Origin of the sequence: uncultured Spongiibacter sp. (genome assembly GCF_964011655.1) — a bacterium.
Classification (GTDB): domain Bacteria; phylum Pseudomonadota; class Gammaproteobacteria; order Pseudomonadales; family Spongiibacteraceae; genus Spongiibacter; species Spongiibacter marinus.
In genome coordinates this window covers 15988-34194 of record NZ_CAXGPO010000020.1, presented here as the reverse complement: position 1 = coordinate 34194, position 18207 = coordinate 15988, and the positions used below count along the sequence as shown (strand labels likewise).

General features: G+C 57.3%; 13 protein-coding genes. All 13 read left to right on the top strand.

All coding sequences use genetic code 11. The annotated features are described in order from the left end of the window. Positions 1-19 precede the first annotated feature (19 nt). The 13 genes from bcsQ to ABNS66_RS10265 all read left to right on the top strand — a co-directional run bounded on the left by bcsQ (position 20) and on the right by ABNS66_RS10265 (position 18147). Positions 20-763 (top strand): cellulose biosynthesis protein BcsQ, encoded by a 744-nt coding sequence (gene bcsQ / locus ABNS66_RS10325; protein WP_286838803.1) that lies wholly within the window; start codon positions 20-22, stop codon positions 761-763. Further along, complete coding sequence (gene bcsA / locus ABNS66_RS10320) at positions 760-3309, top strand: UDP-forming cellulose synthase catalytic subunit (protein ID WP_286838804.1); 2550 nt, start codon at positions 760-762, stop codon at positions 3307-3309. Before bcsQ ends, bcsA begins: the two co-directional genes overlap by 4 nt. Further along, on the top strand, positions 3306-5573 hold the full coding sequence (bcsB, locus tag ABNS66_RS10315; RefSeq protein ID WP_286838805.1) for a cellulose biosynthesis cyclic di-GMP-binding regulatory protein BcsB: 2268 nt from the start codon (positions 3306-3308) through the stop codon (positions 5571-5573). The genes bcsA and bcsB overlap by 4 nt, the downstream gene beginning before the upstream one ends. Further along, positions 5570-6685: a cellulose synthase complex periplasmic endoglucanase BcsZ gene (bcsZ, locus tag ABNS66_RS10310; RefSeq protein WP_286838807.1), complete on the top strand. Its 1116-nt coding sequence runs from the start codon at positions 5570-5572 to the stop codon at positions 6683-6685. The genes bcsB and bcsZ overlap by 4 nt, the downstream gene beginning before the upstream one ends. Further along, positions 6682-10413, top strand: coding sequence for a cellulose synthase subunit BcsC-related outer membrane protein (locus ABNS66_RS10305; RefSeq protein WP_286838809.1), 3732 nt, complete (start codon positions 6682-6684; stop codon positions 10411-10413). Before bcsZ ends, ABNS66_RS10305 begins: the two co-directional genes overlap by 4 nt. Before the next feature lie 20 nt (positions 10414-10433). Continuing rightward, entirely contained in the window at positions 10434-11684 is a 1251-nt protein-coding gene (locus ABNS66_RS10300) for a glycosyltransferase family 4 protein (RefSeq protein ID WP_286838812.1), read from the top strand. A gap of 115 nt (positions 11685-11799) precedes the next feature. Next, positions 11800-12558 (top strand): amidohydrolase family protein, encoded by a 759-nt coding sequence (locus tag ABNS66_RS10295; RefSeq protein WP_204995836.1) that lies wholly within the window; start codon positions 11800-11802, stop codon positions 12556-12558. A gap of 76 nt (positions 12559-12634) precedes the next feature. Next, positions 12635-13594 (top strand): adenosylcobinamide-phosphate synthase CbiB, encoded by a 960-nt coding sequence (gene cbiB / locus ABNS66_RS10290; RefSeq protein WP_286838813.1) that lies wholly within the window; start codon positions 12635-12637, stop codon positions 13592-13594. Beyond that, positions 13591-14631, top strand: a complete 1041-nt coding sequence (locus tag ABNS66_RS10285) for an aminotransferase class I/II-fold pyridoxal phosphate-dependent enzyme (protein ID WP_286838815.1) — start codon at positions 13591-13593, stop codon at positions 14629-14631. Before cbiB ends, ABNS66_RS10285 begins: the two co-directional genes overlap by 4 nt. Continuing rightward, on the top strand, positions 14624-14950 hold the full coding sequence (locus ABNS66_RS10280; protein ID WP_286695784.1) for a TfoX/Sxy family protein: 327 nt from the start codon (positions 14624-14626) through the stop codon (positions 14948-14950). Before ABNS66_RS10285 ends, ABNS66_RS10280 begins: the two co-directional genes overlap by 8 nt. 30 nt (positions 14951-14980) lie before the next feature. Further along, positions 14981-15307, top strand: coding sequence for a BolA/IbaG family iron-sulfur metabolism protein (locus ABNS66_RS10275; protein ID WP_204995833.1), 327 nt, complete (start codon positions 14981-14983; stop codon positions 15305-15307). Position 15308: 1 nt separating this feature from the next. Next, positions 15309-16262: a rhodanese-related sulfurtransferase gene (locus ABNS66_RS10270; RefSeq protein WP_286838817.1), complete on the top strand. Its 954-nt coding sequence runs from the start codon at positions 15309-15311 to the stop codon at positions 16260-16262. Positions 16263-16443: 181 nt separating this feature from the next. Next, on the top strand, positions 16444-18147 hold the full coding sequence (locus tag ABNS66_RS10265; RefSeq protein WP_286695782.1) for a wax ester/triacylglycerol synthase family O-acyltransferase: 1704 nt from the start codon (positions 16444-16446) through the stop codon (positions 18145-18147). The last annotated feature ends 60 nt before the right edge of the window (positions 18148-18207 follow it).

Below are 18207 nucleotides of genomic sequence, written 5' to 3'. Positions count from 1 at the left end.
TTGTGGAACGCACAGTACTATGTTGACGATTACGGTAAGTGGTATGCACGGCGGTGTTGGCACGACAGCAGTCGTGGCGAATCTATCGGCTGCCCTTCAGCAGCAAGGACTGCGGTGTTTGTGCATCGATGCCAACGTCGACAATATGCTGCGTCTAGCCTTGGCGGTAAACCCCGAGGAAAAGGTGGGGTGGGCGAAGGCAAGCCTAGAGGGTGCTTCCTGGAAAGAGGCAACACTGCAGCATGACGATGGGCGTTGGGTATTGCCCTTCGGCGAGCTCGATGCCGATGAGCTATCGCGCTTTTTTCCAACACTGGTGGCAGGTCAATCGCCATTGCACGCCGTTGTTGCAGATCTGGCCTCACTGCCGCTGGACTGCGTATTGATTGATGGTCCGACGTCGCGCTCCCTGCCGCATTACTCGCTGCCCAATGTAGACCTGACCCTATACGTCGCAGCACCGGATGCCGCGAGTTACGCCTTGTTAAAGCAAGATGCGGGGCATTGGCCTGCGTCGAATTATCGAATACTCATCAACCGTTTGCAGCCAGCTCAAGCCCTGGCCGGTGCCATTGCCAACCTGATCGCCGATGATTTTGAAGAGCAAATGGTGCCGGGGGTGGTGCACGAAGACCTTATCATCGCCGAGGCCCAGGCCGAATTAGCATCGGTTATTGCCCGCGCGCCGGATAGCCAAGCGGCTCAGGACTTTCAGAGCCTTGCGCTCTGGTGCCAGAGCGAGTTTCAGAGTCGGGTAGAATGAAGGAGGACTTTTCATCTATTTTGCGGGCGCGATATCGGTACTACGCCGGTGTTAAGGTCGTGTCGCTGCCCGGAAAGTGTGTGTTAGTCAGTTGGTTGCTCTTTTCTGCGCTGTTTTTACGCAACCGAATTGCGGGTTGCGAAAGTTGGCGACTGCCAGAAGTGTTTTTTCCTCATATTTCCTTAATTCGTCCCCAGCTGCTCGACCCGCTGCGCATAGTTGTGCAGGTTTTCTGGCTCTTCTTTATGCGCACGCCGCCACAAAAAAGTCGTACAAGGGGATTCCCACGGCGGTTACGGTATGTGGTCGGCGGGGGCAAGGGCCGTTTGCAGGGGCTTGCAAACTTGGCTTGGCTTCAGCCGTCATTCTGGCAGACGCGAGATGCCGATGTTGCCAGGCGCCATCGCCAACCACTAACGATTGCGCTTGCGGCCGTGCTGGCGGTGCTGTGTATTACCGTCCCCCTCGATCCGCTGGCCCAGTTTGTTTTCGCAACGGCGCTGTTTGGCATTCTACTGGTGTTCAACCGTTTGCCCGGTCGTTTCCCGCAGATGCTGATGATCGTACTGTCGCTGTTGATCTCCTGCCGCTATATCTGGTGGCGCTGCAGCTCAACGCTGAACTTTGATGACCCTCTCGGTCTGGCACTTGGCATCGTACTTTTACTCGCTGAACTCTATGCCTGGCTGGTGTTATTACTCGGCTATTTTCAGAATATCTGGCCGCTCAACCGACCGGCAAAATCATTGCCTAAAGATACTGCGGACTGGCCATCGGTAGATATCTTTGTGCCGAGTTATAACGAAGACCTGGAGGTTGTGAGGGCAACAATTTACGCTTGCCAGGGTTTGGATTGGCCCAAAGACAAGCTGGAAATTTACCTCTTAGATGACGGCCGACGGGATGACTTCCGCGATTTCGCCCGCGACGTGGGCGTGCACTACATTACCCGCGATGATAACCGCCATGCAAAGGCGGGGAACATCAACAACGCTTTAAAACAGTCGCGCGGCGAGTACGTTGCAATATTTGACTGCGACCATATTCCCACCCGCGCCTTTCTGCAGCTGTCGATGGGTTGGTTTTTAGGTGATCCTAAGCTGGCGCTGGTACAGACTCCCCACCATTTTTTCTCACCGGATCCCTTTGAGAGAAACCTCAGCAACTTCAGAAAAGTGCCCAACGAGGGCGGCTTGTTTTACGGCCTGATACAAAATGGCAACGACCTGTGGAACGGGACGTTTTTTTGTGGTTCCTGTGCGATTATTCGCCGTGGCCCGCTGGAGGAAATTGGTGGTGTTGCGGTTGAGACTGTCACCGAAGACGCCCACACCTCGCTGCGGCTGCACCGGCTCGGCTACAACTCCGCTTACATACGCGCGCCGCTGGCGGCCGGGTTGGCGACAGAAACGCTCTCGGCCCACATCGGTCAACGTATTCGCTGGGCGCGGGGCATGGCGCAGATTCTTAGACTGGATAACCCCCTGCGGGGTCCCGGCTTAAAGCTGCGACAGCGCCTGTGTTACTTCAATGCGATGTTGCACTTTCTATCCGGCATTCCCCGCTTAGTATTCCTGTTGGCGCCGCTCGCGTTTTTGCTGCTGCATACTTATATTATCTACGCGCCCGCCATCATGATTTTCCTGTATGTGTTGCCCCATATGCTGTATTCCTCGGTGGTAAACGCCAAAATTCAGGGGCGATATCGGCACTCTTTTTGGGGGGAAGTCTACGAAACGGTGTTGTCTTGGTACATTGCCAGGCCGACCACGGTGGCGCTGTTTGCGCCACACAAGGGCACCTTTAATGTCACCGCTAAAGGCGGGCTGATCCACGAAAAATATTTCGACTGGGTTATGTCCCGGCCGTATATCTTGCTGGTGCTACTCAACGCCTTTGGTTTTTTGGTTGGCTTGTGGCGTTTGTATGCGGGGCCGAGTAATGAGATCAGTGCGGTCTTACTCAACCTGTTCTGGGTGGTTTACAACTTATTGATCCTGGGCGGCGCTGTGGCCGTTGCCGCCGAAGCGAAACAGCTGCGCAGCGACCATCGCGTGCAGGTGAGATTTCCTGTAGCGCTGGAGTTGCCAAGCGGGCATTTGTTGCACGCGCAATTGGTAGACTTTTCCTTAAGCGGTGCGCGGGTTGAGCTATCTCCAGATGCTGCAGAGCAAGTGGGGCAGCAAGTGAATGTCATTATGGATCGCGCGGGCAGGGAATACAGTTTCGCCATGACGACAGTATTTAAAGGGCGAGAGGTTGTCGGCTTGCGTCTGTGTGATCAGTCTCCAAGCAGCATGGTGAATTATGTGCAGTGTACATTTGCACGCGCTGATAACTGGGTGAGCTGGAAACAAAATATGAGCGTCGATAAACCCCTGACCAGTATGGCGGCGGTAATGAGCATCAGCATACAGGGCTATCGACGTCTACTGAGGGCGGGGCCGCGGCCGCTTCCCCAGTTACTGACTACAATTAATGCGCTGGTGGGGATGGCGAAGAGTCTTCGCCCTCAGCCAATTTTAATTAGGGTGGAAGAAGCATGAGTCAGCGTGACAAGACACTGAGAGCAAGTAACACCTGTCGATGGCTGCTGTTGCTGCTATGGGCAGTGTGTATGCCGACGTGGGCTGAGCAACTGATGCCAGCGCCCTCCGAATGGCGGCAGGCTGAAGAGCTGAGACGCTATGATTACTCGTTGACTGAGTTGGGCTTTCCGCAGAGTGTATTACTGCGCGGTAGTGAAAGTTCAGCTGGACTCAGCTTTGGCTCACGGTTGGACGAGCTCGTTGAAGAAGCCACGCTGGATTTGGGCTTTTCATTTTCACCGTCATTGGTGCCCCATTTATCGCACCTGAAGGTGTATCTGAACGGCGAATTTATGTCGGCGGTGGCCGTTGATCCTGAAAAACGCTTGCAGCAAAAGGTGAGTATTCCGCTGAACACGCGCTACTTAGCTGACTTTAACCAAGTGCGTGTGCAACTGGTCGGGCAACCACCAGAAGAGTGTTACAGCCCCGATAGCCCAAGCATTTGGGCAGAGTTAACCGGTGACACCCGCCTGCGAACGGTCAGCCGCGTGCTGCCCGTTGCCAACAACCTGCAGCAATTGCCGGCGCCATTTTTCGATCGGCGAGATTACCGCGCCCTGCAATTACCGGTAGTGCTCACTGGTGAGGGTAGCCTGGAAAGGCTGCACGCAGCGGGTATTGTGACATCCTGGTTTGGGGCACTTGCAAGCTGGCGCGGGGCGAGCTTCCCGGTGGAAACGGAGCGCTTGCCTAGGCAGCACGCCTTGGTGTTTATGACCAATACACAGCGTCCGAAAGCGCTGCAGGATTTCCCTCCAGTCAGTGCGCCGACCCTGCAAATGATCAGTCACCCTGAGAACCCCGCAGCCAAGTTGTTGTTGATCCAGGGGCGCGATGATGCCGATTTGGTTCAGGCGGCACGGGGCTTGGTGCTGGGCAGTGAGTTGTTATCCGGGCCTGTCGCAGAGATTCAACGGGCGGTGCAAAGCGAGCCAAGAAAGCCCTACGATGCGCCGAATTGGCTGCCCACCGATCGCCCCGTTCGCTTTGGCGAGCTGGTTGATAACCTCAACCAACTGCAAGTTGAAGGGCGCACACCGCCACCAGTGAGGGTGGGCTTCCAGCTTCCGCCCGATCTGTTCACCTGGCGCAGCCGCGGTATTCCCGTAGAGTTGGATTACCGATATTCGCCTCCGGTTGAAGATGGCAGTGGCTCGCAAATGAGCCTGAGCATTAATGAACAGTTTATTGAGGCGTTTAACTTAACTCGCAAAGGGTTCTCCGGTGAGGCTAAGCGTTTCCGTGTGCCCTTGCTGAATGATGGCTTCTTATCGGCTAATCAGCGCCTGCGTATTCCGGCCTTCAAGGTCGGCAGCCGCAATCAGCTGGAGTTTAAGTTTGATTTTGCCGGTATCAATAGTGGCGAGTGTAAAAGCTTGGCGCCCGCCCAGCGCTACGCTGTTGTCGATGCCGATTCAACCGTTGATTTTACCGGCTTCGCGCACTACATCGAGATGCCCAATCTGCGTGCGTTCGCTAACGCCGCCTATCCCTTTACGCGTATGGCCGACCTGTCAGAAACGGCTGTGCTGCTGCCCGACAGCAAGAACAAAGAGATTATCCAAACCTACCTGCAGCTAATGGGCTTTGCGGGAGCCAGTTCCGGTTACCCGGCGTTGGCAATGGCCTTGTATGACGATTGGCAGGAAGCCGCATTAAAGGATCGCGATGTGCTATTGATTGCCGCCAATGGTCAGCTTGCACAAGGCGGTGAGGATTTGCCGTTATTGTTTGATCGCAGCGAGCGCATGTTGCAGAAACCGCGCAAGAACATCGTGTCTGAAAGCGATACCTGGGCCGGGGCGGCGCCAACACTGGCATCGGCAACAGCGGAAGTGGAAGTGCGCGCCAGTGGGCCCTTTGCGGCGCTGCTAGGGATGCGCTCTCCCTATAACGACGACAGAAGTGTTGTTGCCGTGCTCGCTGCACAACCGAGTGATATGGCCATGGTGCGAGAGGCACTGGCAGATAGCGGAAAAATTGCCGAGATGTATGGCTCAGTAGTGGTATTTCGAGAGGGAGGGCAAGCGAGCTTCAATGTCGGCGATAAATACTATGTCGGTAAACTGCGTGTTTGGGACCTTATCTGGTACCACTTCTCTCGCTATCCAATGCTGCTCGGTATTATCAGCATCATCGTGGTATTGATGTTGGCCGTGGTGCTTTGGCGCTTACTCAGTGGTGTGGCGCGTCGCCGCCTGCAACAGGGGGACGAGTGATTCGTCGGTGTTGGGCACTATTGCTGGCCATGTTCCCGAGCGTGCTTTGGGCGGAGTGTAGCTGGCCCGCATGGCAGCGTTTCGCAGAGCAGTATATAGAGAATGGCCGGGTTATTGATGGCAGTGACCCGCGCCAGATTACGACCTCTGAGGGCCAGTCCTACGCAATGTTTTTTGCCCTGTTGGCAAACGACCGGGAGCGCTTTGCAAACCTCCACGCCTGGACAGAGAGACACCTTGCCAAGGGCGATTTAAGCACTCATTTGCCCGCCTGGTTGTGGGGCCGCTCACAGGAAAGTGGCGGGGCGGTGCTGGATGCCAACTCAGCGGCAGACTCCGACACCTGGATCGCCTACTCCCTTGCTGAGGCGGGCCGCCTCTGGGGGGATCACCACTATCGCTCGCAGGGGTATTTTCTAGCCAGGCATATCGCCGAGCAGGAAACGCGTGTCATCGACACCGTTGGCAGGGTGCTGATGCCGGCGCCTGAGGGTTTTGCCAGCGACAATACATTGCGGCTCAATCCGAGTTATTGGATGCCGCAGATCTTTAGCCGCTTTGCTGAGCTGCAGCCCAACTCCGTTTGGCCGGAGTTGGCCGCTGCTTTGCCCGACTTGCTGCGCGACACGGCGGCAAATGGCTTGAGCCCCGATTGGGTGGCCTGGCGCCAGGGCGCGTGGCGACAAGACCCCAAAAGCGGGCAACGGGGTAGTTATGACGCGATACGCGTGTATCTCTGGGTGGGCATGTTGCACCCAGAGGCGAAGGCGGCAGCGGCATTGCGCGATCACTTTGACGTGATGCTGGCGCTTACCCAGGAGCGCGAAAACGTTCCCGAGGTGGTCAATATTGGCAGTGCAACGGCGCGCGGCAACGGCCCATGGGGCTTCTCAGCTGCACTATTACCGATGCTGTCGAACAGCGGCAAAACGACGCTACTGGAAGCGCAGCAGCAACGTGTCCGCAATGGCAGAACCAATAGCGACAGCCTCGGCCAGCGCGACTATTACAATCGGGTATTGGATTTATTTGCTGACGCATGGATGACGGGTCGGCTGCGGTTTTCGGCTAGTGGCGCGGTGCAGCCAAATTGGCAAGCGGGGTGTTCATGAACCGCACAGGCCTGCTCTGGCTTATATTGGCGTGCGCGGTCGGCGTATTGCTGTGGCAGCGCGATCCACTGAATTTGCGTGAGGCAGATGAGGGCGCGACGACGGCCGACATCATTGTCACCGGTGGGCGCACTGATTCGCTGACGGTGGATGAGTCCTTACAAAGAAGCATCGAAATACAGCTGATTGAGTCGCAGTTACTGGGCCGGGATGACTTGGTCAGAGCCAAGTTGCAGCGCTTGGATGTGATCAACCCAGATGCACAAAGCGCTTATGTGTACCGAGTGTGGCTTGCGGTTCGCGACGGCAATGTTGAGGACGCAGAGCGCATGCTTTCGGAGTTGAAAGCGCGTTTTGGTGGAACGCAGACATTTTTGCAGCTTACCGATTACCTCGCTCTGCACAGCTACAAAAAATCAGCGATGCAGCAGGTGACTCTGCTGGCGAAAACCGGTCGGGTAAAGGAAGCGGCGCAACAACTCATACAGCTTTACCCTCGCGGCTTTGTGTTGCTATCCAGTGAATTGGAGTATCTGCAGATACTGGCGCGAGTCGACGGAAAAAGGCCCGTCGTTATACGCCGGCTCCGCGCGCTGAACGACAAGTACCCCAACGTAGCGCCATTGCGCTTAGCGCTGGCAGATCAATTGCTCTCGCAGAATCCGGGTAGCCAGGCTGGTCAGCGTATATTACGCGATTTGCTCGATGACCCCTCACTCGCTCAACAAGCGGTGCAACGTTGGCTAGCGGCCCTTGCTGAGCAGCCCATCGGGCCGAGCCGTATACGCACACATACCCTGTTGGCCGAGCGATTTCCCGACAATATAGCAGCGGTACAGGCCAAAGCGCTGGCATTGGAGATGCGGCAGGAGGAGCGCCGCTTAATGCGCGACCCTCACTATCGCGCGCGCAGCCAGGGCTTAGCGTTACTGGAGGCGGGCAAGCTCGTCGGGGCAGAGCGCAAATTGCGCTACGCCCTAAACGGCCGCCCCAACGACCCCGAAGTACTGGGTGGCTTGGGGCTTGTATATTTGCGGCGCGGCGAGCACCAACAGGCACTGAGTTATTTTCGCGATGCGGAACGCGTCAACCGCGATCCTGACCAACAATCGCGTTGGCGTTCCCTGATAGATACCGCGGCATATTGGCGCGCACTTCGCCGTGGCGAAGCGCTTCTGGAAGCCGGGCAATTTGCCAGTGCGCGCAAAGCCTTTTACGACGCATTGGCAATTGAGGGTAGTGAAGTTGAGCCATTGATTGGCTTGGCTGAACTGGCGCGCAGAGAGGGCGATTTTTCCGGTGCAGATGCCTTCTACCGCCAGGCACTGTCGCATGAAGCCGATAACCAGGATGCTTTGTGGGGGCGAATTCAGCTCCACCGCCAGTGGCGTGGCCCGCGACAAGCTGAGCAGGTTTACCGGCGTTACAGCGCGGCGCAGCGTGCTCGTGTCGCACCGTTGCGGCGAGCGTGGCTGCGCGAGCAATGTGTTGAGCAATTGGCGCGGGCCCGTGAGTCGGGAGATCGCGCGGCGGTGTCGTCGGCACTTGAGGAACTATTGCGCTATCCGCCGCTTTCACCGTGGCAGCGGCTTGATGCCGCGGAGGCCATGATCGAACTTGGCGATAGCGAGCGTGCTGACCAATATATGGCCAAAACGCCCGGGGTTAGCGGCGATGCTGAAGGCGTTTTCGCCTACGCCTTATACCTGTCAGCCAGAGGGCGACCTGGCCTGGCCATAGAACAGCTGCGCTCGATTCCCAGGGCGCGCCGCAGCAATGCCATGCGCAGCAATTTATTGCGTCTGGAGTTTGCGCAAGCGGTGGCAGGCTTGCCTGTCGATGACCGTCAGGGCCGATTGCAAAGCCTGCAGGCGCTGGAAGAGCGCTATCGCGATGATGCCGATACTCAGCTCAGTCTGGCGGAAATTTGGTGGCAAGAGGGCGAGGAAGAGCGCGCTCGCGGACTGATTGAGCCGCTGTTGCCTATGAGCTCCCAGAGTATCGAGAGGCAGCAACGTGTGGCTTTGCTCTGGTTGGAGATGGGCGACCTCAACGCCTTTGAACGGTGGTATCGGCCACTGCGTACCGAGGCGAATGCAAACGGCTTGAGTGATGCCGAGTTGGAAGCCTTATCAGCGCGCTATGCGATGGCAAAAGGGCAGTACTTTGCCGAGCGTGACAAGGCTATTCTAGCCCGCCGCTACTATCGCGATGCCGCTGATATTCGCGGTGAACACCGCCCCCAGGCATTGCTGGCCCTGTTGAGATTGAGCGGGAAATCTGGCGATCAACGCGCCTTTGCGCAGCATCAGCAAGCGCTGTTTTCAATGCGAGCACGGTTGACGGGTGAGCAGGTGTTAGAGGCGGCGACGCTGCAAAGCCAGTATGGAAAACAAGCATTAAGCGAGCAGTGGCTGGCACTGTTGCCCAAGCGCGGCGATGTTAGCGATCAGCAGTTGCGCACGGCGATGCAGCAGGCCATTGCGGCAAAAGATTGGTCGGCGGCGCAGCGTTATGCCTACGCCGCCTTGCAGCGTGCGCAGGGGCAGCCCGTTGATACGGCGCTGTCTGAAGACGCACGCCGACAACTGTATGACAATGCCGACCGCGAATACTGGCTGGGTAGCAGTGTGGTGGCCGCCATTGACGAGCTGCGCGAACGGCAGTCGGGATACATTAAAGCGGGCATAGACCTCACCGAGCGTCGCTCCGGAACGGGCTTGCAGCAAATTCCGATTGAGTTGCGCTGGCCCTTTCCCCGCTACGATGGACACGCGCTACTGCGTGTCGATCGTGTGTCCATCGATTCCGGGAAGGTTGACTATCTCGACCCCGATGGCAATACCCCGCCAGGCATCACGCGCATACCCTTTGAGGAATCGGCAAGCGGCACCGCCGTTGGTGTCGGGTGGCAGGCGCGCAACTGGCAAGTGGATATCGGCACCACGCCACTGGGTTTTACCAAACAAGACTGGGTGGGGGGCGCGTCGATTCGCGGCAAACTGGGTAAATTCGGCTGGTCTGCCACGGCGTCTCGACGACCCGAAACCGGCACGGCGCTGTCCTACGCGGGTATGACGGTTCCAAACGGCGCCACCGGGGCCGGTAAGGAGTGGGGCGGGGTGCTGCGCAGCGGCATTAAATTGGGTTTGAACTATGACCAGGGCGGCCGCTACGGCTACTGGTCGAGCGCGCAGGTTCATCAATTGCATGGCGACGATGTCGCCGACAACCAGCGGCTTGGGCTGTTGGGGGGCGTCTACCGCCGTATTATCGCCGAGGAGAACCGCAACCTGCGTATCGGCCTCAATGCCATGTGGTTGAGCTACGATAAGAACCTGAGTGAATACAGCTTGCAACACGGTGCCTATTACAGCCCGCAGCAGTACGTATCGCTGTCCATTCCGGTGCGCTACTTCGGTCGCGTTGGTGAACACTGGTCTTACTTGCTCGGCGGAGCCGTGTCGTTCTCGCAGAGCGATGAGGACCCCTTGTATGAACTCGCCACTGGCGGCGGCGCTGGCGGTGGCCCCGGGTATTTTTTGGAAGCGGCGATAGAGCGGCGCGTGAGTCGCCACTGGTATATAGGGTTGGCAGCAGATATTTATCGAGCTGATTTCTACGAGCCCAATCATGCATCGCTGTATGTGAAGTACCAGTTCGATGATCGCTGGCAGCCCATTTACACGCCGCCTGAGCCTCCCATTCCGTACAGCGATTTTGACTAGCAATCTGAAGGAAGGCGATATTGAGCGCCCCTGAGAACATTTTATATATCGGCCACGTTTGGCCCGAGCCAAATTCGTCTGCGGCGGGGCGGCGCACACTGTCACTGATTCGCTGTCTGCAAGCCGCTGGCGACAGGGTGACGTTTGCCTGTGCGGCGGCACTGTCTGAACACCGCTACCCGCTTAGCGACATCGCGGTGGATGAGGTCGAGATTCGGCTAAATTGCGATAGCTTCAATCAATTGCTTAGAAAAATGCAGCCAGACCTGGTTGTGTTTGACCGCTTTCTCACCGAGGAGCAATTTTCCTGGCGGGTGGCCAAAGAGTGCCCGCAGGCGATGTGCATACTCGATACTCAGGACCTTCACTGCCTGCGCGACGCCCGCCATCAGGCGCTCAAGCGCGGGCAGAACACCATGCGGCCCGATAGCGAGCTACTGAGTAGTGAGCTGGCGCTGCGCGAGTTGGCATCCATATGGCGATGCGACCTGAGCTTGATGATTTCTACTGCCGAGATATCGCTGCTGCAGTCCCACTACGGCGTTAGTGCCGAGCTGCTGCATCACCTGCCTTTTAGCAGTGAAGGTGGAACGGCGTCGCCGCTGCCTTACGCGCAGCGGCGCCATTTTATCTGTATTGGCAATTTTCGACACGAGCCAAACTGGGACAGCCTGCGTTATTTACGCAGCGAATTGTGGCCCGAGATACGCCGGCAACTGCCGTCGGCGCAGTGTCATGTGTACGGGGCGTACCCGCCTCCAAAAGCGCAGCAACTGCACAGTGAAAAACAGGGTTTTTTGCTCAAAGGGTGGGCCAAAGATGCCGCCGCCGTGATGCGACAGGCCCGTGTTTGTATTGCGCCTCTGCGCTTTGGTGCCGGGCAAAAGGGCAAGCTGCTGGAGGCGATGGAGCAGGCAACTCCCTCGGTAACCACAAGCATTGGCGCGGAGGGGATGGTGGATACGCCAGCCAACTGGGGCGGGGTGGTTGCGGATTCGCCGCAGGCGTTGATTGAGGCAGCGGTGTCGCTATACCGCGATGAATCGAACTGGCGCAGTGCCCAAGAGCGCGCCGTGCGCTGCCTGGCGCCGTTTACGTCCGCAGAGCCAAGCCAAGCGCTCCGGTCGCGTATTGATCGGCTATCTGGCGAGCTGGCTGTTCATCGCCAGGGCAATTTCATCGGTGCCATGCTTCGCCACCACAGCCTGCGCAGTCATCAGTATATGTCTCAGTGGATAGCGGCTAAGTCACAGCTGGCTACTGCGCACTGAGGTTTGCAAAGTGGCTATTCATCTGCCATGTTGGATGCGCTGTATGATTTTTGATCAAGCTCATCGGGCATCTTCACGGCCCTGAGCAGCGACCCAACGTTGGAGCGGAGTGGCAATGGACCATCTTATTTTCGATGCACATTTGCACATCATCGATCCCGCTTACCCATTGACCAGCAACCAGGGCTTTCTGCCGTCTGCGTTTACCGTCGACGACTACATCCACCAGACCGCTGACCTCGGCATTGCCGGCGGGGCAGTGGTGTCTGGGTCATTTCAGAGCTTTGATCAGTCCTACCTGCAAGCCGCGCTCGCCAGCCTCGGCCCGCACTTTGTGGGCGTTACCCAGCTGCCCCATGACACCCCTGATGATACTTTGGTGGCACTCGACCGCCAGCGGGTTCGCGCCGTTCGTTTTAATTTGCGGCGCGGGGGCTCGGAGTCGGTGCAGCACCTGTTTTCGTTTGCGAACCGGGTGCACGAGCTATTGGGTTGGCATACGGAAATCTACTGCGACAGCGCAGCACTGGAAGAATTGGAAACGCCGCTGTGTGCGCTGCCGGCGGTAAGCATTGATCACCTGGGCTTGAGTAAGGCCGGGTTGCCGCTGCTGTATCGTTTGGTTGAGAGGGGCGTCAAGGTTAAGGCAACGGGCTTTGGGCGGGTCGACTTCGCTGTCAGTCAGGTCGTCAAACGCCTTCATAGCATTAACCCAAAGGCCTTGATGTTCGGCACTGACTTACCTTCAACGCGCTCGCCTAGGCCATTTAATCCAATAGATATTGAGATCATCGGCAATGCACTGGGCGATAGCGATGCGCGCTGTGTGTTGTGGGAAAACGCCGTCGAATTCTACCGCTTGCAGGGCGAATAACCGCGCCAACCTTGACCGCCGATTGCCCCTTGATTACAGTCCCGCCCCTTGCATCGACTCACCTGAGATCATGGCTGTGCCCGCGCAGCTCGCCAATACCATGACAGAACTCACTATACCCACCGCAGTACTCGCTCTGCTTGCATTGCTTGCCGATCGTGTATTGGGCGAGCCGCGTCGCTGCCACCCACTGGTTGGCTTTGGCAGATTTGCGCATTATCTGGAGGCCAGGCTCAACCGGGGAAGTGGCTCTCTCAAATTGTGGGCAGGTGCTCTGGCATACACCGTCGCGGTGCTGCCTCCGGTGCTTATGCTCTATGGCATCAGTGTTGTGCTGAGCGAATTCTCCCCTTTGCTGGAGGCGCTGTTGTCCGTGGTCATTTTGTATTTGGCCGTCGGCTGGCAGAGTATGCGCGAGCATGTGCAGCCGATTTTAACGGCGTTAGAACAGCGTGATCTTCCCGGTGCCAGGCAGGCTTTGTCATACATAGTCAGCCGGGACACGGCGGAGCTCAACGACGCCCAGGTGCTCAGTGCCAGCATCGAGACGACGCTGGAAAATAGCAGTGATGCGCTGTTTGCCTCGCTGTTTTGGTTTGCCGTGGCGGGCCCTTGCGGGGTGCTGGTGCACCGTTTGAGCAATACCCTGGATGCGATGTGGGGCTACCGCAATGCGCGTTTTAATTTGTTCGGCCGCGTGGCGGCGCGCTGCGATGATGTGTTGAATTTTATTCCCGCTCAGCTCACCGCGCTGAGCTTTGCGCTGGTGTCTTTCTCCGCGAGCGCGATTCGCTGCCTGGTTTCTCAGGGGTGGCGTTGGAAGAGCATTAACGCCGGCGCGGTAATGGCCAGCGGCGCCGCCGCCTTGGGCATCACCGTCGGAGGCGCCGCCAATTACCATGGGCAGCAGCAACAGCGCGCGACGCTGGGCGCAGGTCGCTTGCCCCAGCCGGGGGATGTGCGGCGGAGTGTGCGTTTAGTGGATACGGTTTGCGCGGTGTGGTTGCTCAGTGCATTGGTGGGAGCATTACTATGAGCGAGCGAATCGTGCCGCCTCGCCACGGTGGCGACCCCAATGAGCTTCACTACCCCGAAGGCATGCCGAGGCCCTTGTTAAATCTGGCCACCGGGATCAACCCCTGGCCCTGGCCGGTTCCGGCCTTGCCGAGCCATTGCTTTACGGAATTGCCCTATGAAAACCCTCAATTACAGGCGTCGGCAGCGGCCTATTACCAGGTTGATGTTGCGCAGTTGTTGCTGTGTGGTGGCAGCCAACCGGTAATTCAGTTGCTGCCGCAGTTGTACCCTCAGGGCAATGTGCTGTTGCCCGCCGTGGCCTACGAAGAACACGCCTACCGCTGGCAGCTGGGGGGGCATCACTGCCGGTTTTTCAGCGACTATAATAGCGAGGCAGTGGCCGCGCAAATTCGCGAGCAAGATATTCGGTATTTAGTGCTGATCAACCCCAATAACCCCGATGGCCAGCAACTCCCGGTCTGCGTTGTCGCGCAGTGGTTGGCGCTACTGCCGCCAGAGGGTTGCCTGGTAATTGATCAAGCCTACGTGGATTGTGTGCCGGCCTATCAGGCCAATGCCTTGTTGGTCGATAAGCGCGTTGTGCTGCTGCGCTCGGTAGGAAAGTTCTTTGGTTTGCCCGGGCTGCGTCTGGGCGCCGTGCTGAGTCACCCAGAGACGATTATCCGCTTGCGCGAGCAACTTGGGCCCTGGTCGGTTAATCATGCCGCGCAGCTGATTGGCCAGCAGTTATTCGCCGACCGTGAATGGCAGGAAACGATGAGGCAGCAATTGCCGCTTGCCGCCCAACAACAGGCGCAACAGCTGCTGCGCTGCTTTGGGCGCGACGTCGAGCACTGTGCGGTGACGCCGCTATTTACCACGCTAAAAATGCCGCTGGGGCAGGCGGAAAAGTGGGCGATGCAGGCCCTGAAGCAGGGACTACTGTGCCGGGTTTATCGCTGTGGCGAACACGGTTATATGCGCTGGGGACTCGCTGCCAACGCAGACTTGCTGGCCGAGCGACTGGCGTTAATTGAGGCGGCGCCCTGTGGATGAAGGTATTTCCTACCTGTTGGAGCAGTTACAGCCGCTGGGCGCAGTTAGCGCGCGGCGTATGTTTGGCGGCTACGGCATCTTTTGCGACGGACTGATGTTCGCGCTGATCGCTGATGAGCAGCTGTATTTCAAGGTGGATTCACACAATACCGGCAACTATGAACAGCGCGATTTGCCGCCGTTTCGATACCAACGCCGACATCAATGGGTTGAACTTAGCTACCGGCTTGCACCGGAGGAACTCATTGATGAGGCCGACGAATTAATTCTTTGGGCTGCCGATGCTGTCGCCGCAGCACGGCGTGCTCGCGGTGTATAATGGGCGAGGATTTAGCAGGAGTAGAGCACCATGCACATTGAACAGGCCATTCGCGACAAAATTACAGATGCCTTGTCGCCGACTCACTTTGAAGTGACCAATGAAAGTCATATGCACAGCGTGCCCAAAGACTCTGAAACTCACTTTAAGCTTGTCATTGTTGCCGAGGGCTTTAGCGGTAAGCGGCGAGTGGCCAGACACCAGGCCGTCTACGCTGCACTTGCCGAGGAATTAGCTGGACCGGTACATGCGCTGGCCCTTCACCTGTTTAGCCCTGAGGAATGGCAGGAAAAAACGGCAGCGGTTCCCGATTCGCCGCAGTGCCTCGGTGGCAGTAAAAAGGAGGCCAAGGGCTGATATGTCAAACATTGTTGTAGCGGCGCTGTATAAGTTTGTCAGCCTGCCAGACTTCCACAAACTGAGAGAGCCATTGCTTGACCATTGCCTTGCCCAGAATATTCGCGGCACATTGCTGCTGGCCGAAGAGGGCATTAACGGTACCGTCGCAGGCAGCCGCGAGGCCATCGATAGTCTATTGGCCTATCTGAAAGCTGACCCCAGGTTGGCAGATCTCAGCCATAAAGAGTCCTTCGATAGCAGCCAACCCTTTTACCGTATGAAGGTAAAGCTGAAGAAAGAAATCGTTACCATGGGGATCGACGGCATCGACCCGAACGAAGTCGTGGGCACCTACGTAAAGCCAAAAGATTGGAACGCCTTAATTTCTGACCCCGATGTGGTACTGATCGATACGCGCAACGACTACGAAGTGGAGATTGGCACCTTTAAGGGGGCTGTAGACCCGAAAACCGAGAGTTTCCGCCAATTTCCGGAATATGTACGTCAGAACTACAACCCCGCCAAGCACAAAAAAGTTGCCATGTTTTGCACCGGCGGCATTCGTTGTGAAAAGGCCTCAGCGTTTATGAAACGCGAAGGGTTTGAAGAGGTCTATCACCTGGAGGGCGGCATTCTCAAATACCTGGAGGAGGTCGACCAGCCCGATAGCCTTTGGCAGGGCGAGTGTTTTGTGTTTGATAACAGAGTATCTGTGAAACAAGGCCTGGAGCCGGGTGAATACGCACTGTGCCACGGTTGCCGCTGGCCCATTACCGATGCCGACCGGCAGAGCGATAAATATGAAGAGGGGGTAAGTTGCCCCGCGTGCCATGACACGCTCACTGACGAGCAACGGCAGCGTTTTCGCGATCGCCAAAAGCAGATAGAACTGGCGCGGCAACGCAACGTGCCTCATGTTGGTGCTCCGCCGCCGGAGCGTCAGCGCAGCCGCACCAAGGATGGGCAGAGCTAGGAGTGGGCACTGGCCCAAACTGTCACCAGTATTGGGCCATCAGGCTATAGCGCCGAGCAGCATTCAGTTTTACACTGTTGGAACAAACTGTGCATTGAGCTGGAGAGGTGTGCAGTGTGGCCCCAAAACAATAATTTACTGATCGGCCGTTGCACGGATACAGGAACATGAGGTTTAAAGGATGAAGCAGTTAGGCGTACTCGATACCGCGTTTGTCAATTTGGAACACCCCAATACACCACAGCACGTTGGGGGAATGGGTATTTATGACCCCTCGACGGCGCCGGGTGGTTTTGTGCGCTTTAAGGGTGTGATCGCAAACTTTGAGCGGCGTTTAAAGAAACACTCAATTTTCCGCTCCAGATTGGTGAATGTGCCTGGTAAACTTGACCGTCCCTACTGGGTGCAAGATGCCAATTTTGATGTCGAGTTTCACATTCGCCACCTCGCCTTACCCCAGCCCGGCGATTGGCGCCAGCTGTGTATCCTGATTGCTCGCCTACACGCCCGTCCACTCGATATGTCGCGCCCGCTTTGGGAGGCCTATATTATCGAAGGCCTGGACAATATCCCCGGTGTGCCGAAAGGGGGCTTTGCTATCTACACGAAGATGCATCACTCACTGGTTGATGGCGCTGGCGGCTCGTCAATTATGTCGGTGATTCACGACCTCGAGCCCGACCCAGAGGCGGTGCCGGAAGCACCGGAAACAGTCATGGTCGATATCGCGCCAAGCCCGCTGTATCTGGGAACGGCGACGGCTGTTAATCAGCTGAAAAACAGTGTGAAAATGCTGGGCGGCGCCGCCAATACCCTGGCGGATTTGGGCAAGCTGGCGTGGGGCGTTGCGCGCAAGCGCATTCCCATGCCGTCTATCACCTCGCCGCGCACGCGCTTTAACACGCCTGTTGGCCCCTACCGCGTGTTTGAAGCAGCAGAGTTCTCGCTGGAAGACGTCAAGCTTGTGAAGAACCATAGCGGCGTCAAAATAAATGATGTGGTGTTATCGGTGGTCGGCGGGGCGATGCGCAAATACCTGCAGCACCACAACGAATTACCCGAGGACAGCCTGGCGGTGTCCATCCCGCTGAACATGCGCACGCGCCGCGGGGTGTCTGATGAGAATAACCAGGTCGGGTCGGTGTTCGTCGAAGTGCACACCGAGCTGGATGACCCGCTGGCGCGCTTGAAAGCCATTTATCAAAGCAGCCAGGACGCCAAGGCCTTCGGAGAAAACTCGCCCCTGGTTGATGTGCTGCGCTTGGCCGGCGTGATGCCGCCAGCAATGACGCGGCCCATCGTCAACACCTACGTCAATAACGAATTGACGCAGCACTTGCCTCTGGGTATCAGCTCCGTGGTGTCGAATGTCGCGGGGCCTCCGTTCCCACTGTATTCCGCGGGTGCGCAGATGGTGCGCTATTACGGGCTGGGCCTGCTCACACCGGGCGTAGGGCTATTCCACTTGGTATTTAGCTCATCCGGTGTCGTGACCATGTCGATTCTAGGTGATCGCGACAGCATGCCGGACCCTGCTTTCTACCGCGAATGTGTCGAGAAAGCCTTCCAGGAACTGCTGGATGCGGTGAAGGCGGATATCAGCAAGCAGGAAGCGGAGGCCAAGAAGCCCAAAGCGCGGAAGAAAGCGCCTGCCAAAAAAGCCGTGAAGAAAGCCGGCAGCGGTGCTGTTGCTAAGGCCCCGGTTAAAAAGGCACGTGCGGCATCCACCAAAGCCAGCTCAACCAAGTCGGCGACCACAGCCAAGCGCAGTCGCGCGAGCAGTGGCGCAGCGGAGCCTGTTGAGTCGATACTTAAGCCCGAAGCTGAAGTGAGCAGCGGCGCGGCGAGTAACGTTGTTAGCCTGAGTGCAGAGTCGGGTAAATAACAACAGCGGCGCGAACGAAAAACGGGGGCGTTGAAGCCCCCGTTTTTTTATGGCCGAATT

Excerpts from the sequence above, each read along its gene's own strand:
- ABNS66_RS10305 (WP_286838809.1), top strand. The coding sequence starts at position 6,682 with ATGAACCGCACAGGCCTGCTCTGGCTTATATTGGCGTGCGCGGTCGGC.
- ABNS66_RS10265 (WP_286695782.1), top strand. The coding sequence starts at position 16,444 with ATGAAGCAGTTAGGCGTACTCGATACCGCGTTTGTCAATTTGGAACAC.
- ABNS66_RS10285 (WP_286838815.1), top strand. The coding sequence starts at position 13,591 with ATGAGCGAGCGAATCGTGCCGCCTCGCCACGGTGGCGACCCCAATGAG.
- bcsB (WP_286838805.1), top strand. The coding sequence starts at position 3,306 with ATGAGTCAGCGTGACAAGACACTGAGAGCAAGTAACACCTGTCGATGG.
- ABNS66_RS10295 (WP_204995836.1), top strand. The coding sequence starts at position 11,800 with ATGGACCATCTTATTTTCGATGCACATTTGCACATCATCGATCCCGCT.
- ABNS66_RS10275 (WP_204995833.1), top strand. The coding sequence starts at position 14,981 with ATGCACATTGAACAGGCCATTCGCGACAAAATTACAGATGCCTTGTCG.
- bcsQ (WP_286838803.1), top strand. The coding sequence starts at position 20 with ATGTTGACGATTACGGTAAGTGGTATGCACGGCGGTGTTGGCACGACA.
- ABNS66_RS10270 (WP_286838817.1), top strand. The coding sequence starts at position 15,309 with ATGTCAAACATTGTTGTAGCGGCGCTGTATAAGTTTGTCAGCCTGCCA.
- bcsA (WP_286838804.1), top strand. The coding sequence starts at position 760 with ATGAAGGAGGACTTTTCATCTATTTTGCGGGCGCGATATCGGTACTAC.